The sequence below is a fragment of the Barnesiella sp. WM24 genome (assembly GCF_004570975.1).
In the GTDB taxonomy this organism is placed as follows: Bacteria; Bacteroidota; Bacteroidia; order Bacteroidales; family Muribaculaceae; genus Muribaculum.
In genome coordinates this window covers 202,501-218,272 of sequence record NZ_SPPC01000005.1, presented here as the reverse complement: position 1 = coordinate 218,272, position 15,772 = coordinate 202,501, and the positions used below count along the sequence as shown (strand labels likewise).

The 15,772-nt window shown below is 48.5% G+C and carries 13 protein-coding genes; 4 read left to right on the top strand and 9 right to left on the bottom strand.

Features of this window, described 5'->3' with window-relative positions; translation table 11 throughout:
* Positions 1-5 precede the first annotated feature (5 nt).
* From E4T81_RS07125 to E4T81_RS07110, 4 genes are read left to right on the top strand one after another with little or no spacing between them, the layout of a single operon-like run.
* On the top strand, positions 6-977 hold the full coding sequence (locus E4T81_RS07125; RefSeq protein WP_135042828.1) for a glycosyltransferase family 2 protein: 972 nt from the start codon (positions 6-8) through the stop codon (positions 975-977).
* An 18-nt stretch (positions 978-995) separates the two neighbouring features.
* Complete coding sequence (locus E4T81_RS07120; RefSeq protein WP_135042826.1) at positions 996-1,526, top strand: nitroreductase family protein; 531 nt, start codon at positions 996-998, stop codon at positions 1,524-1,526.
* Positions 1,511-2,044: a DUF6452 family protein gene (locus tag E4T81_RS07115; protein WP_135042824.1), complete on the top strand. Its 534-nt coding sequence runs from the start codon at positions 1,511-1,513 to the stop codon at positions 2,042-2,044. Before E4T81_RS07120 ends, E4T81_RS07115 begins: the two co-directional genes overlap by 16 nt.
* Positions 2,041-2,907: a DUF6048 family protein gene (locus E4T81_RS07110; protein WP_135042822.1), complete on the top strand. Its 867-nt coding sequence runs from the start codon at positions 2,041-2,043 to the stop codon at positions 2,905-2,907. The genes E4T81_RS07115 and E4T81_RS07110 overlap by 4 nt, the downstream gene beginning before the upstream one ends.
* Before the next feature lie 26 nt (positions 2,908-2,933).
* On the opposite strand, the gene E4T81_RS07105 is transcribed toward E4T81_RS07110, so the two are convergent.
* The 9 genes from E4T81_RS07105 to E4T81_RS07065 all read right to left on the bottom strand — a co-directional run bounded on the left by E4T81_RS07105 (position 2,934) and on the right by E4T81_RS07065 (position 15,750).
* Positions 2,934-3,140: a hypothetical protein gene (locus E4T81_RS07105; protein ID WP_135042820.1), complete on the bottom strand. Its 207-nt coding sequence runs from the start codon at positions 3,138-3,140 to the stop codon at positions 2,934-2,936.
* A 33-nt stretch (positions 3,141-3,173) separates the two neighbouring features.
* The gene (locus E4T81_RS07100) at positions 3,174-3,824 is read right to left on the bottom strand and encodes a 3'-5' exonuclease (protein WP_135042818.1); all 651 of its coding nucleotides are present in this window, start codon (positions 3,822-3,824) and stop codon (positions 3,174-3,176) included.
* 180 nt (positions 3,825-4,004) lie between these two features.
* On the bottom strand, positions 4,005-4,631 hold the full coding sequence (gene bioD, locus E4T81_RS07095; protein WP_135042816.1) for a dethiobiotin synthase: 627 nt from the start codon (positions 4,629-4,631) through the stop codon (positions 4,005-4,007).
* A complete protein-coding gene (locus E4T81_RS07090) occupies positions 4,628-6,013 on the bottom strand; it encodes a pimeloyl-ACP methyl esterase BioG family protein (RefSeq protein ID WP_135042814.1) in 1,386 nt (461 codons plus the stop codon). The genes bioD and E4T81_RS07090 overlap by 4 nt, the downstream gene beginning before the upstream one ends.
* Positions 6,010-7,128, bottom strand: coding sequence for an aminotransferase class I/II-fold pyridoxal phosphate-dependent enzyme (locus E4T81_RS07085; protein ID WP_135042812.1), 1,119 nt, complete (start codon positions 7,126-7,128; stop codon positions 6,010-6,012). Before E4T81_RS07085 ends, E4T81_RS07090 begins: the two co-directional genes overlap by 4 nt.
* Positions 7,129-7,178: 50 nt before the next feature.
* Complete coding sequence (dcm, locus tag E4T81_RS07080) at positions 7,179-8,528, bottom strand: DNA (cytosine-5-)-methyltransferase (RefSeq protein ID WP_135042810.1); 1,350 nt, start codon at positions 8,526-8,528, stop codon at positions 7,179-7,181.
* A gap of 4 nt (positions 8,529-8,532) precedes the next feature.
* Positions 8,533-9,279, bottom strand: a complete 747-nt coding sequence (locus E4T81_RS07075; protein ID WP_135042808.1) for an Eco47II family restriction endonuclease — start codon at positions 9,277-9,279, stop codon at positions 8,533-8,535.
* A gap of 85 nt (positions 9,280-9,364) precedes the next feature.
* Entirely contained in the window at positions 9,365-10,120 is a 756-nt protein-coding gene (locus E4T81_RS07070; RefSeq protein ID WP_135042806.1) for a GDSL-type esterase/lipase family protein, read from the bottom strand.
* A 2-nt stretch (positions 10,121-10,122) separates the two neighbouring features.
* The gene (locus tag E4T81_RS07065) at positions 10,123-15,750 is read right to left on the bottom strand and encodes an alpha-2-macroglobulin family protein (RefSeq protein WP_135042804.1); all 5,628 of its coding nucleotides are present in this window, start codon (positions 15,748-15,750) and stop codon (positions 10,123-10,125) included.
* Positions 15,751-15,772: the final 22 nt, after the last annotated feature.

The window sequence follows — 15,772 nt, the reverse complement described above, 5'->3', positions numbered from 1 at the left end:
ATTCAATGGATATATCAGTCGTTGTCCCGTTATACAATGAAGCCGAGTCGCTTCCGGAACTGGAAAGCTGGATTGCGAGAGTCATGAATGAGCATGGATTCTCTTACGAGATAATATTTGTCAATGATGGCTCTACCGACAATTCGTGGGAAGTAATCTCAAGTCTCAGGGAGCATAACCCTAACGTAAAGGGGGTTAGCTTCAGGCGTAACTATGGTAAGTCGCCGGCTCTGAACACCGGCTTTGCGCGTGCCTCAGGTGATGTGGTGATAACAATGGATGCCGACTTGCAGGACAGCCCTGACGAGATTCCGGAGTTGTACCGCATGATTAAGGAAGAGAAATATGACCTTGTGTCGGGGTGGAAGCAGAAACGCTATGACCCGCTGTCAAAGACGATTCCTACAAAACTCTTTAACGCTACTGCGCGTAAGGTGAGCGGCATACATAATCTGCACGATTTTAATTGCGGGTTAAAGGCTTATCGCAACAAGGTCGTGAAGCATATCGAAGTATATGGTGACATGCACCGGTATATACCTTATCTTGCGAAAAATGCAGGATTTAACCGTATCGGGGAAAAAGTCGTTCATCATCAGGCTCGTAAATACGGTACTACAAAGTTTGGTCTCGACCGCTTTGTCAACGGTTATCTCGACCTTGCGACGCTATGGTTTACTTCGCGGTTCGGGGTAAAGCCGATGCACTTTTTCGGATTGCTCGGCAGTCTTATGTTTTTCCTCGGTCTTATTGCTGTGGCTATAGTCGGATTTGGCAAGCTATACAATATGCACCACGGGCTCCCTTACATTCTGGTGACTGACTCCCCTTATTTCTATCTGTCCCTGACATTGATGCTGCTGGGCTCGCAATTGTTTCTTACCGGATTTGTCGGTGAGCTGATTGTGCGTAATTCCGACAGGCGCAATGAATATGAGATAGAGGAGGAGATAGGTTGCCTTGACTCAGAAAAGTAAATAAATATTAATCAGTATATGGAACAGTATCCTCAATTCTATAGCCTCTCCGAACGCCGTTATTCATGTCGCGGCTACTCTGACAAGTCTGTGCCGCGCGACCTTATCGTCGCTGTTTTTGACGCTATGCGTCTTGCTCCGTCGGCGTGCAATCGTCAGCCCTGGAAGTTTCTGGTGATTGATACCCCGGAGCTTTGTCAAGCCATCCGGAAGAGCTATGACCGTGAATGGTTTAACTCCGCTCCGGTCTATGTGGTCGCTCTCGGGCTGCATGACGAGGCATGGCATCGTCCTTACGACGGAAAGGATCACACTGACGTGGATGTGTCGATTGCCGTAGAGCATTTCTGTCTTGCAGCGTCAACTTTGGGGCTTGGCACATGCTGGGTGTGCAATTTTGATCCGGCGGTGCTGAATGAGGCTCTTTCACTGCCTGAGGGAGTGGAGCCGATTGCAATAATTCCGCTCGGCTATCCGATCGATGGCTCGCAGATTCCGGAGAAAAAGCGTAAGTCACTCGATGAAATAGTGAAATGGGGAAAATATTGATATATTTCTCGATTGTGATGTCGGTTGTCCTGCAGTCGTGTAACTCTGTAGGATGCACCGACAATAAGAGCTCCATTCCGCTTGCCGGCTTCTATTCTTATGAGGAACTGGCGGCTATTACTGTCAATAATGTGTCAATTGGCGGTGTGGGCGCGCCTGACGATTCTCTGCTTGTCAACAACGGGTCGGTGAGCCAGGTGTATCTGCCGTTTCGTGCTGACGCGGGTCAGTCACGATTCTTTATCCGATATGAGGATGAGGCTCTTAATTTCCCGGAACTGTTTGACACAATTACGTTTAACTATACGCCGATTCCCTATTTCGCGTCTAAGGACTGCGGGGCTATGTTCCGCTATCGGATTGATGACTATTCCTACACTCGCCATCTTGTCGATTCGGTAGGATTACTTACCGATGTGATGACTAATGCTGATGTTGAGACCATACGGGTGTATTTCCGTACGCAACAGCCCGATGACGCTGACACGCCTGACGAGGGGCAACAACCTGCCGAATGAATATGATCCGTTACATATTGACATTGTTTTTTGTGCTGACTGTCGTTGTGACATCTGCTCAACGACGCATCACCCCGGTGGAAATACCCGGCAAGAGTGGTAGTGCGGCAGTTGCCGACAGTGTGGCGACAGAGGCGAAGCCTGACAATCTTGTAGAGACTACTGACATGTCGGGTCATACTGTGCTTGTGGACACTATTTCAGGAGTGGAATATCGCGATACGATACTCACGCAGGCTCCAAAGCTGGTTTACCCCCGTTTTGAGGCTGTGTCAGTGGGTGTAAATGTATGGGATCCGCTCCTGCGCTGCTTCGGGCAGAAGTACGGGCTTATAGGGTTCTGGGGCGAACTCAGCATTCACAACTGGATTAAGCCTGTCGTGGAAGCCGGGCTTGGTCAGGCTGAGATGACTCCTGACAATGGAAACTATACTTATAAATCATCGGTAGCGCCCTATTTCAAGGTGGGGTTGAATTATAATTTTCTGTATAATTCCGACACGGCTTATTCCGTATATGCCGGTCTGCGTTATGGTATAAGCAATTTCGGGTTTGAGGTGACTGACGTGACCATAAATCAGGGCTATTGGGGTGATGACATGATGATTAATGTGCCGTCGCAGCGTGCCACTGTCGGTTATGTTGAGGCGGTAGTGGGTTTGAAGGTGTTGATTTTTAGTAATTTCTATATCGGGTGGGACATTCGTATGCACTCGATAGTCCATCAGAGTAACTTGCAGTATGGCGAACCGTGGTACATTCCCGGTTATGGCACCCGCACCACTCCTTTCAGTGCTTCCCTTTCAGTAAGCTATACGCTACCGTTCCACAAGCGTAAGCAAGTGGATACCGATAGCAAGTGATAAGTTGACAGTCCTGACGAAGGAGGCTAACGTTTCAGGTCATCCTCTCTCTGTCGGCGGAGTCTGTCACGCTTCTTCATGAAGAAATGTAGCAGTATGATACATAGAAGTGTGGTTCCTATGATTCCGAAATAGTACAGATAGTGTCCGTCAAAAAACTCCTGTCTTCCGATGTAGCTCATGACTCCGAGGTACACCAGCAGCAGTAATGGAATGTAAGTTGATTTTTTCATGGATAAGTAAAATTTTAGTAAAGGCGATTTTTGCTATTCTGAATGGTTTTCTTCAGAAAGCGGTGGAGTGTAAATGTATTTTGATTCTTCAGGCTTGAACTTGCCCGATATAAGGTAGTTGTATATTTTTATACATGCCCATGCGTCGATTGAAGCATAGGTCTGCTGAGGGGCCGTTAGCAATGAGGCTTCCCAGTTGGATAGGCGCTGGCTTTTGGATATGCGTTCATTAAAGATTATGCCGTATATCTTTTGAAGGCTACAGTCGCGAATACAGTAGTCTTTTACCATTTCCTGCAGGTCGATGAACGAGCATGGCGAGAATTTATGCAGCTTGTGCAGCACGTGAAAGTCATCTTTCAGCGAGAGTCCTACCTTTGTGATATTTTCGTTTTCAAGAAACTCCTTTAATTCAGGAGTGAATCCGAATTTGTTGATACGGAACAGGTAGCAACATTCGCCTGTTGAAATCTGGATGAGGGCTACTTGGTTAGTGTGTCCTTTGCGGAATGATGGTTTGGTTTCAGTGTCAAAGCCGACAACGCTGTATCTACTTATTGTGTCGAGCGCACTCTTAGCCTGCTCTACCGAGTTAACTACCTCAATATGTCCGGGATAGGTTACTGTGGGTAAAGATGCTAATTGCTCTTTGTTAATCGACAATACAATAGTTTTTACATCCATTTTGGTTTATATAAAAGATTTCTCGACTTCTCTTGAATGTACCGGGATTCTGTGTGCATAATCTCAGCAATGTAAAGGTAGGAATTTTCGTCGATAAGTAGGATAAGTTGTAATTATCATGTTTTATATTTAACACTTGTAAATTTATGTTAACTTAATTTATGCTTCCGCGGCTCAGGTTTAGAAAATAATCATTTCACTTTCCGGGAAGTGGTTTTTGAGGTATCGGCTGATAAAACCCTTTGTGTCGTCGGCGATGATCTTGTCTTTGTCGAAATAGGTATTGTAGAGCAGATAGCGCAACTTTATGCCACGATTCTTTATTGCCTCAAGTGACAGTATCGTGTGATTGATTGAACCGAGTATTCCGTTGGTTACCAATGCTATCGGCAGGTTCTCATCAGCGATATAGTCAATTGTGAAATAGCTGTCGGTGATGGGTACCATCAATCCTCCCGCCCCTTCGATAAGTACAGTGTCGTAACGTGAGGCAAGCAGTGAGGTGCTCCGTCTTATTGTTTCAAGATCTATCTCTTTGCCGTCGATGCGGGCTGCAAGCTGTGCCGATGCCGGATAAGAGAATATCACCGGAGATGTGGTAAAATCCTTGTCTTCGGGAAATAGCTCTGTGTTCATGAGCTCGCGATGCTTGATGATGTCTTCAGAGTATCCTTCGTTGCCTGTCTGGATAAACTTCTGTGTGATTACGCGTTTGCCCTTTTCAATAAGGCGGTTGGCGAGCCAGGCGGTAGCGTAGGTTTTTCCTGCATCGGTGTCGATGCCTGAAATGAATATGATGTCGCTCATTTTTCTTCTTTTTGGATGATAAGATATATGGGATGATATGTAAGACAGGCTTTTCCGCCGGTCATCGGGTAGTCGGAGATAAGTCGGCGGATGTCGGTCGGGGTGTTTCGCATTGCATTAACTCCTGTGAGCTTCAGGTGATGCATCACTTCACGCGGTGAGTCAAACTCTTTGGTGATATGTTCATCCTCGACGCTGATTATCCGGCAACCTGCGGGAGTCATGGCTGCAAGCTCCTCTACGGAGTAGTAGCGCAATGGCATTCCGGTGATTTTGGCAATCTCATGCATGTTGTCGGGTCCGAACGTGGACACGGCTATAATGCCTCCTGCCGTAAGGGCTTGCGCTGCGTTATGCAGCCACCTTTCCGGCGAGTCAAACCATTGCATAGCCGATGCCGAAGCGATTGCTTCATAATATCCTTCCGGGATAAGGCGTATAAGTTCTTCTGCATCACCCGCGATTATCTCTCCTGCCTCTGGAAGCTCTATTTCAACGGGCGCCAGGTCCCACAGGCTCACGCGATAGGGATGCCATTTGCTCATGTACAGGCGTGTAAGCATCCCCGTACCATAGCCTGCTTCAAGTATTGACAGGGGAGGGGCGGGAGAGGCTTTTTGCCAAAGAAGCCAAAGTTTCTCAGCTATATGACGTTGCACGTCGGCATTGTCATCGTAGGTTGCCGCGCTGCGTGAGAATTTTTGTGCTACAAGACTCTTGTCGATAATCTCTTGTTCGATAAGGGTCTGCCAGTCCGGAAGATGTGCACCGTCTTCAATGATTCTTGTGCGCTGAAGTGTGCGCCATGCCCGTCGTTGATTGTCAGGTGGAAATATGCGGTCATTTCCGGCAATTACCGCACGGTCCCAGTCGGCGGCTGCGTGACTGCCGGGGTCATCGTGACTGTAGGCGTTCTCGATTGCGATAAGTTCTTCTTTAAGTCCTTCGATGTCTCTGTCAGGACGGTTGGCGCTAAATGAGGCAAAAGATTCAGCATTTTTGCACATGCGTCGGTAAAACTTGTCCAGGTTTCTTTCTGACAGATTTTCAAGTGTGCCTCTGAATATCTGCGACGGTATTCCTTCAGTATCGTCAATCGGTCGGAGAGTGCCGTTGACTGCAACCTTGACAGTCGGTGTCAGACCGGTCGATGCAAGGACCTGTGATGCCATGTAGACGCCGAATGACCAGGCGAAAAGATATATGTCGGTGTAGCCCGACAGTGCCTTGATGTCAAGTGCCGTGTCGCGGTAGTCCCATATGACGGCTATGTCGTGTCCGGCAAGCCTTATGTTGCTGAAAGGGGCTGGATTCATGCCCCAGCCGGCAAAAATCAGTATAAGTTTTCTGTTATTTTGTTTTACCGTGAAATCCAGCTTCATGATGTTAGAGAGCTAAGTGCTTTTCCGAGTCCGGTGATGTCGTTGTCCGACATTGAGGCACTAAGACTGAATCTTATACGCTCGGTGCCTGCCGGGACAGTCGGGGTTCTTATTGGTAATGCTTTGTAGCCGAGTGCTTTTAGCCGGGTCGACAATTCGATGGCTTTTCGTGAGTCGCCGGTTATAAACGGAGCTATATGACTTGGCTCGCTGCCGGTTAGATGCAGGGCTTCATGAAGCATCAGCGACAGTCGCTTGACATGGTGTCGCTCATCCTCCATGCCGGTCAGTGTCTCTATCATGAAGCGTGTCCACGCTGAAGTCATCGGAGACAATGCCGTGGAAAATATGAAACTGCGGGCGCGGTTTATAAGGTAGGCTTTTATTGTCGGGGATACCGACGCGAATGCTCCGGCTGATGCCGCCGCTTTCCCGAATGTGCCTATTACGACATCGACATCATCGAAGCATGCAGAATCATGGGACAGACCGAGCCCGTATTTTCCCGTTACACCAAAAGCGTGAGCTTCGTCTACATAGAGCATGGTGTTGCGATAGCGACGTTTTATATCGGCGAGGCGTTCTATGTCGGAGCTGTCACCGTCCATGCTGAATATGGATTCAGTGACAATAATTATTCTGTCATGTTTACCTGCGCTGTCGCTTACTATGCGTTCGAGCCTGTCATAGTCGTTGTGGGGATAGCGAGTGAATTTTGCCCTTGACAATACCATTCCGTCAATGATGCTGGCGTGGCTTAACTTGTCGGCTACGATAAAAGTATTGCCTTCGGCAAGTGCCGGCAGGACCCCGGTATTGGCATGATACCCGCTGTTAAACAGCAGCGCGGGGCGTCCATACAGCTCTTCAAGCAACTCTTCAAGGCGGTTATGCTCTTTCTGGCAAGAGGCGAGAAGTCTTGATGCCGAGGAGCTCATCGGCAGCAACTTGTTGGCATCCCGGCTAAAAAACTCTTCCCTCAGGTCGATGCGCGTGGCAAGGCCCATGTAGTCATTGGTGGAGAAATCTATGATTTCGCGCTCTTCGTTTGACGGAATAGTGCGTAGGTTGCCTTCTGTCTCAAGACGGTTGAGTATTTCGTTGTAACTTGCCATCGCTTTCTGATAATGCAATGCAAAATTACTCAAAAATACCCATTCTGCAATCACTTTTCCGACAATCCGTGATAGCCGGCATCCTTGTCACACACCATCCCCTCAAAAAGCCCGTCCAACTTGACGAGCGGCTTTGTCCCTCTTTTCACGTTTTCATGAGAAATAAAACCGAGCCTGTGGATGTCATTGAAAAGCCTGATAAGTGACCGTCCTATAGCCCACGCAAGATTTACAGGTACGGCGTTTCCTATCTGTTTGTATTTTGATGTCAGATTGCCTTTGAATTCCCAACTGTCAGGGAATGTCTGTATTCGTGCATATTCTCTGACTGAAAGAGGGCGAGTTTCAAATGGGTGGCAGCGTTCCGTCTGTTTTTGTGCCGGAGCGCAGGTGAGAGTGAGGCTCGGTTCGTCCATTGCAAGTCTTCTTGCCATGCCTGTTTTGCCGCCGCCAAGATAAAAACTGCCCTTTAGATACTCTTTTGCTACATCTTCAGGAAGGTCACGCCAATCGCCCCCTTCCGGTACAAGATTCATTATTCTCTTTTTTGATTCAGGATATTGCTGCCCTTCTGATTCGGGAACATCCGTATCATACAGGTTGCCTTTGTAAAATGCGTCTCTGAGGGTTCTGACTTCACTGCTTACATCGGGCCACTTGAAATCTACAAATGGCGCTATGTCGTTTCTTATTGCAATAAGTATGATTCGTTCGCGTTTTTGAGGAACATCGTATTGTAGCGCTTTCAGTATTCTTGGCTTGATTAGCGTGTAGCCAAGTTCCGAGATTACATTCTTGATTGTTTCCATAGTTTTACCGCCGTCGTGTTCAAGAAGCCCCTTGACATTTTCACCCATGAACACTTTAGGATGAATCTCCTTTACTGCGCGGGCAAGTTCAAAAAACAAAGTTCCTCTCGTCTCTTCAAATCCAAGACGTTTGCCTGCATAGGAAAATGCCTGACACGGAAATCCTCCTGACAAGAAATCTATAGAATCACGATATGGGGTAAAATCAATATCATGAATGTCTCCTTCTACAACATTCCAGTTGGGACGATTGTGTCTAAGTGTTTCGCAAGCACTATGGTCAAATTCATTTAGCAGCAAATGATCAAATCCGGCTTTTTCCATACCGAGAGCCAGACCGCCACCACCGGCAAAAAGTTCGACGGAAGTGAACCTGCTCACGGGAGTTGTAAGCATCTCTTCATCCCAACGCGACTGAAGCATGGCTGAAATTTCAGGAATGTCGCCTATTTCGTCCAGGAAGAAAAATTTTTTGCCATTGGAATCCGTATGTACCTTAAATCGGTCTTTTCCTATCCAGGAAAGGACTGTGGCTCTTGAAACACCGAGCAAATCAGAGAAGTTATTTATGGATATTGTACGTCTTGTCATTATATCACCTGTTGGTAAAATCCTCAAACCCTTCGTAAGTAGAAAATGCGAGCATATACAATGCCGTAAGCAAGTCGGAATGCTCTTTGGTCAGTTCCTCATAAACTGTATTCTTTAACGTCAGTTCAGAGTTGTTTTCAAGTACATCTTCAATGATTGTCGGAAGGGCGACACATAATTTGTAAAATGCCTTTGAGTCGCCAAATACCAGTCCATAGAATTTGTCCATGGACATTCTTCTAATGCGGTTGTGACATCGTGGACTTTTGTCAAGGGTTATTTTCCACGCTTCGTCTTTTGACCGTTTGGAAATGGCTTCCACCAGATAGCATGTCGCTTTGTCATCATCCAGCAGTTTGGCTTGCATTTTCATATATGTTTTCTGTGATGACGCCGCATTCATGGTGTTGTGCTTGTTTTTAAGCTCAACAAATAAGTGCAGGTCGTGATTTTCAACATCAAAACCTTCTCTGGGTACAATCCAACCGTTTCCTGCATAATTGAATATGTTTTGGTGAAAATAGCCGATACGGTTTGTATTGGACTTGTCAATCTGTCTGAAGCATTCATCGGCAATAGCCTGACCGATTGTCTTGCCATAAACTTTTGAGTCAAAGGTCAATTTAATCGGGTCGACAATATTTTCATTAAATTGATTAAGGGTTATCTCTCTGCGATATGATTCTACTGTCTTTTTGACATGCAGGTATATCGCCTCATCTGATATAAATCCAAGATTGTATGATTTCATTTTGCCGGAATTGCTTTAGAGTGCAAATATACGATATATGATGGGTCAAATTGGACAACAATAATATTAATAGAAGTTAAATCAGTCACTCGCAGGCGGGGAGGGGGACGGTGTTTAGCCAGAGGTCGGCGATGCGGCGGTGACCTGCCGGGGTTGGGTGTATGCCGTCCCATATCCAGTATTCTGCCGGGAGTGACGGTATAGCCTGCAATTCGTGGAACATCTTGTCGTAGGGCAGATAGATTGCCTTATAGTCAGCCGCGATGTCGCTTGTAATTGAGTCGAGACGGGCAATCATCTCTTTCCGTAGCTCAAAATCGGGGCGTTTGCCTGCCTGGCCGCTCGGCGCTGTAAACGGCGCACCGATTACAATCCGGGTGCCGGGCAGTGAGTCAAGGGTCATGTCAAGCAGTTTTCGGTAGCGTTGTTCCCATCCATCGTAGTCAAATGCTGTAGTCTTGTCGCCGTCAAGCCAATAGTGGACGTCATTTGTGCCTACAAGTATCGACACAATGTCGGGACGGTGGGCTATCACATCCTTCTCCCATCGCGATTCAAGGTCGGCGAGAGTGTTGCCGCTGATGCCACGGTTTATAAAATGTCGTTCGGGGCAAGGTCTGTTGCTTTCGATGTCGGAAGCAATAAGAAACACATAGCCATGACCATAGATATGGTTCATGTCGGTTGTCGACCTGTTTTCAGTAGGACATGGATAACCGACGGGATTGCCCCAGTTGCCGTCGGTTATCGAGTCGCCGATAAAAAGTATGGTTGTCGATGACGTGAGCATCGCAAGCATTGCCAATCCTAAGGCGGAAGATAGTAATTTAGCCGGCTTCATAGTCACTTTACGTTAATTGTTGATCCTGCGGAATGAGCTGATAGCGCAGGGGCATATTGGCTCTGTATCGATGCAATGCCTGCCGAGTACACGCCTTGATTATTTACAAACAGTTCATAGCTGAGGCGATATGTGCCTTTGGGAAGATGGGTTACAAATATGTTTGTCGCGGCATCGCGGTTTTCGCGATAGAAACATATTCCTTCGGCATATAGCGGCTGCGGCAGTTGTTCGACAGGTTCGAAGCATGCTCCGCGCTCATCGATTATCGCCACATAGTCCATATCGCGCTTGGTGATTATGGTAAGGTTGACCTGCACCACATCGCCTGTCTTGATTGTGTCGGCGTCAGTCCATACGGTTTTGTCACCGTCGACCGATTTTACAAAGAGATGCTTGTCAATGGAAACGTCGTCACATGAAGCCGCCTTGATCTCGGTCATCTCGCTGTCGTACTGACAGAATACGGCTCCCCATGAGGGCAGACCTTCCTGCTTGTCGACCGATAGTGTCGCCCCTGCCGGCATCAGGTCGCTGATGTCGCGTCGGAAATATCCGAGAAGGGAGTCGATGGAGTCAGGGGTGACGGTCTTGTCGCCTATTTTTATGACGGGAGGTTCGGCAGGAGCTGTAAGGCGTTTGCCTGAGAGTAGTATTGCGGCTACAGCATCCGAAGTAGTGACTGATGTGCCCCAGTTTTTAGCCTCTTTTTGCAATATGAGCCACTGGCGTATGAGTTCTACATCGGGCGACTGTGGTTCTATGGTGTTGAATGCGTCAAGGATGATAGTTGTCGCGCCTATTTTCCCCATTGACCATGCTGTCAGGTCGTCAAGTGACGCCCACCACATGCCTTTCTGAGGTGTCGATGTAGCATATTCGCGTAGAGAGGCGAGTATGCGTCTTGATTCGCTCTTGTAGTTATGATTGTAGAGCAGGGTGGCTGCAAGGGCTTTGCTCGTGACGCCATAATCTTTCCAGTGCGACTTAGCCTCTGTGACAGTGTTGTTGATCAGGCGCTGTGCGGCTGACGGCACCGGGATTTCTTTGTAATCAAGTCGCAGTATAGAGTAACCGGTGTCGGTTGATGCAGGATGCTTTTTCACTGTTTCTCCTGCCTCGCGGTCAAGATAGCCGACTCCGCGTTTTATCATTGCCTCGAGGCGGCTGTTGTCAGGCATAAAGCCGAGGCGTTTCAAGCGGCCCATCATGCCGAGGATATTCTCGGTAATCCATGCCGACGGTTCCTTTACCTGGCTCATCCATGACCATCCGCCTCGCGGAGCTTCGAGCAGCGACAGTTGTCTGATTGATTTTTCATAAGTCTCCGCTATCGTGGCTCGGTCAAAGAGGAGGGCGAGACGCTCCATTCGCTCAGTGTCGCTCTTTGCATCCATTACCCAGGGAGTGCAGTTGAGAAGTATGGTCTTCAGGTCGGAGTTTCGTTCGAGCATGGATACGAGAGTGGAATCGCTGCGGTCGCTTTCATTCCACATCTTTATTGCAGCGGCGATGTTGCTGTCGGTCTTTAGTATGCCTTCGGCTATCGCAGCGGAAAATATCGCTGCAGCGGCTGAAAGGGCATCCTTTGACTCGTCATTACGGAGCCCCGGCAGTGCTGTCACGACATACCATGACGGATTATTGCAGGACTGCAGGGTCACTTTCGCATCGGCGGGCATCTCGGGCAGTTTCATCTCAAAGGAAGTCGAATCAGGCGCGATATAGAACGGCATTGTATCAATGACCGGTGAAATCGATGACAATACCGGAATTATGCTCTGTTCGCCATCAGCAAAATCCGGGGTCGATGATTTTATGCGATAACCGATTGCGGTGACATCGTTTCCGGCATTTATTTCGGTTGCGATAACCGTCGACTGACCTGCCGGAATCATGGTTTCGTATGGGTAAGTCGCCGTTACCTTGCCGCTGAACGGGTCAAACAGTTGTACTGTCGTGGTCACAGTGGCTGCTGAATCGCTGTTGTTCATGACCGAAGCCTCGATCACGGCCTTGTCGCCCGTGCGGAGGAAGCGGGGCATATTGGGCTGTACCATTACAGGCTTGTTGGACAGTATCTCACGCGAAAGGTTGCTTACCAGCATGTCTTTTGTAAAGGCAAGTCCGCGCAATTGCCAGGTCGTGTTGGCGTCAGGAGCCGTAAACGAGAATGACAGGTTGCCGTCGCTGTCGGTCGTCAGTTCCGGACGGAAAAAGGCAAGAGGGGTCTCTGCCGCGCGGTATTGGAAATTGTCCATACTCTTTTCCGGGGACATTGATTTTTCCTCTTCCGCGTCGCTTTCTCCACCGTCAAGAGCTCCGGTAACGAAGACAGCTTCGTCTGACGCTTCTTTAGCACTGAACGTGACACTGTTGAGCATTCCCATTCCGGCAGATTTAGCCATGTAGCCCCTGATGCGGATATTGGTCCATGATTGTCCCCACAGCTCAAAAGATGGAGATGATATATAGCGGCAATTGTCGCCTTTGACTCCGGTTATGTCACTTGAGTAAAGATTGTCAAACCCTGAGAAATTGTAGCGGAATACCGTAGGAGGAACGTTGCGCGGTGAAAGCGACAGCGCGTGGGGGCGGATTGCGTCGAGTGCTTTGGAATACATGTCAAGGATAATTGCCGACTTTACTCCCAAAGAGTCGCGGTCGCTCACCTTGAAGGTCCATCTTTCTTCTGTTCCCGGCACAATTCTGTCGCGGAAACTCTCGACACTGAGGTTTATTCCCCGGAGTGATGATTTCGTTGTCACATTGATGTCGACTGATTGATAGGCGTAGTCATGACAGGTGGTAAGATTGACATGAATCTTTTCTATTCCATCGGGCAGGCGATAGGTGAACCTGTGCATTCCGGCTTTGACTTTTTTCCAGCCTTGCTCGATTACAGTGGAATCGCTGTAGACGGAGTAGCGTATGTACTGCGTGTCGCCGGTTGTGCCGTAAAGAATGTCGGTCTCGCGTCCGCCGATAGTGTAATCATGTCGCGGAATCCACAGTATCGCGTCTTTTACAGGGCATGTGGTGTCGTTGTCACGATAAAGCGTGACATTTGCCACTGTCATCTTTTCGGCAAGTTCAGGGTCGACGGTGGCAAACTCAACTGAATAGACTCCTGAAGGCACTTTGGCGAGGTCGACAATGCGGCGGTCGCTCATGAATGACCCTTCGGCTACAGTATTGCTGTCTCTGTCAATGAAACGGTAAAGGATTTTTGCCGCGACAGGCTTGCCGTTGAGGTCGGCGAGTGTCACGTCAAGGTCGACATTGCTGTCGATGTCAATCGATGAGGGCAGTGACGCTGAAAGAATGTAGGGCTTGCCTGTCGTAAAGTTTCTTGACGCCTGCCTGTTTTCTCCCGTGGGTGATGTAGCTGTGAGGTTTGCGGTGAAAATTCCGTTTGTCACGGGTGACTCTTCGAGCAGTTGCGCCGGAAAGCAGATAGAGAATGTTCCTGATTCATCGGTCGACAGCGTTGTGGTGTAGAACTGCTCACCATTGCTGCTACCCCACCAGAAGCGATAGCGTGGCGACGCTTTAAGTTCGGCGACTATTCGACATCCGGCAAGCGGGAATCCTGAATAGGTCTCTGTCTTGCCTTTTAGTGTGACATCGCCCTTGGCGGGGCAGTCACGCAGTATGTCGGTGATTTCGACTTCATAGGTGGGAAGCTTGTAGTCCGACACCATGAATTGAGTATAGCCGTAGTTATTTCTGCCGGCATTGTCCTGAGGATGTGTGAATACAAGCGAATAATTGCCGGTCAATCCTTCCTCGGGAATCCGGAATGAACCGTTGATACGTCCAAAGTCGTCGGAAGTGACAAGCACGGTGTCTTTAACCTCGTAGTTGGCATCGCGCATAGCTACTTCCACGACAAATCCGGGCACGACTGCCGTCGCTTTGCCATAGCCGTACTGCTGCACTACGGCACTCCACCTGACCGTGTCGCCGGGATGATATATGGCGAGGTCGGTGTTGCCTTGTATCGCATAGCCTCCGCGTTGGGTTGAGGGGCTGCTGTAGGGCAGGTAACATGGCTGGGAAAAGCGGTCTGTACCCTTTGTCGCATACAGATAATTGCCCTTGTCGGTGATTTTAGTCATCGCTGTGGTGTCGGCGGTGATGTTCCGGGAGTTGCGGTTATTGTTTTCCGATACTGTTATGGTGACGCCATGCTTTACCGGCTCGCCGGTCTTGGGATTGGTTACATATGCCCAGCGTTCAGCCCCGTAAGCACCGGTGCTGAGGTTAAGCGACGTGCAATGAACGTAGTCGTAGGTGTCGCCGGAAGAATTGTAGCGGTCGTTACGCTTGCCTTCTATTACAGGGACAATAATATAGGCTCCTTCTCCCGGAAGTACGGTCTTTTCCGTTGTCTTGCTGAAAAACGGTGCCTTCAAGTCATTCTTTATGTGCAAGGTCTTTACAAGAGTGGCGTTGCCTTTCTTTAAGTCATAGCTGCGATAGTCGGCTGACCGGCTGTAGGGCACTTTGTAAATCTCGATTTTTGCATTGTTGACGTTATTGTTGCTGACAGTTATGAGCAGGGTGTCACCGGGGACTACTGTTGATTGATATTCAAGATAGAGCTTGCGGTCCGTGATGTTGGCAAGCCTGTTTTTAAGACATGCAGCCCTGAAATATCCGGGGTGACGGTGAAGACATTCATTTGCCATGCGGTAAAATGTGTTCACTTCTTCCGGATAATTCTCGATGTTGTAGTAATATGACTTGTCACCGATAGCTATCATTGCTTCGGTTGAGTAGGGTGAGGAGGAATATTGGTTGTAGAGGTCGTAGAGAAGGGCGCATTGCTTCTTTTCCGAATTGTCCACACCCGACCCGATAAACTCTATGCGGCTTATGTCGGTATATATTAGCGCGGCCGGGGCATTTTTATGGAAGTCGATTAATTGGCGGTATATATCAAGAATCTGACGGGCTATAGGCTGCCTGTAATTGAAAGACATGTGGCTGTATCTGTCATAGCGACACAGGACAGACGCGGGAAACACCCATTCTTTCTGCTGCAGCCACTTCAGGATGTCAATCGATCTCCAGGCAACGAAGTCGTAAAGAGTGGGGAAAAACGGCATTGCGTCATCGTCATATTTCACTATGCCCTTGTATTCCGACAGCTTGTGACCCAGCAATTGCTCGGGCGATGACAGGGCGTCGGCTGTCAGTTGCCGTATTTTTTCACAGAACTGCTCGCCGCTCCACAGCTGATAGTTGCCATTGTCGGACGACGGCAGCTCCCTGCGGTCATAATTCCATCGGTTTCTCGTGTAGATGGAGTTGTATATGTCGGCTTGCATAAGATACAGCAGCGAGCGGGTCGCGGCATCTTTCTCTGATGAGGTGATGTCGGCGATTTTGTCAAGCACCGGCTGCAGGCTGTCATTGTCGATGGCACATTCTGCAAGGCTGTAGTTGATGAGCGACCTGACAAGTTTTTTGCCGTCTCCGTCGTTCAGCGCTTTTTCAAGCGACTCCATGGCGTTTTTGCTTACAGTCTTCGGGTAAGCGAAATCCGGTTTGGCATATTGCGCGTTGGCGTTCATGGTAGCAAACAGAATTAATAGTGACAGAATGTGTAATACTCGTTTCATAATAGTATAAATATGAGATTGG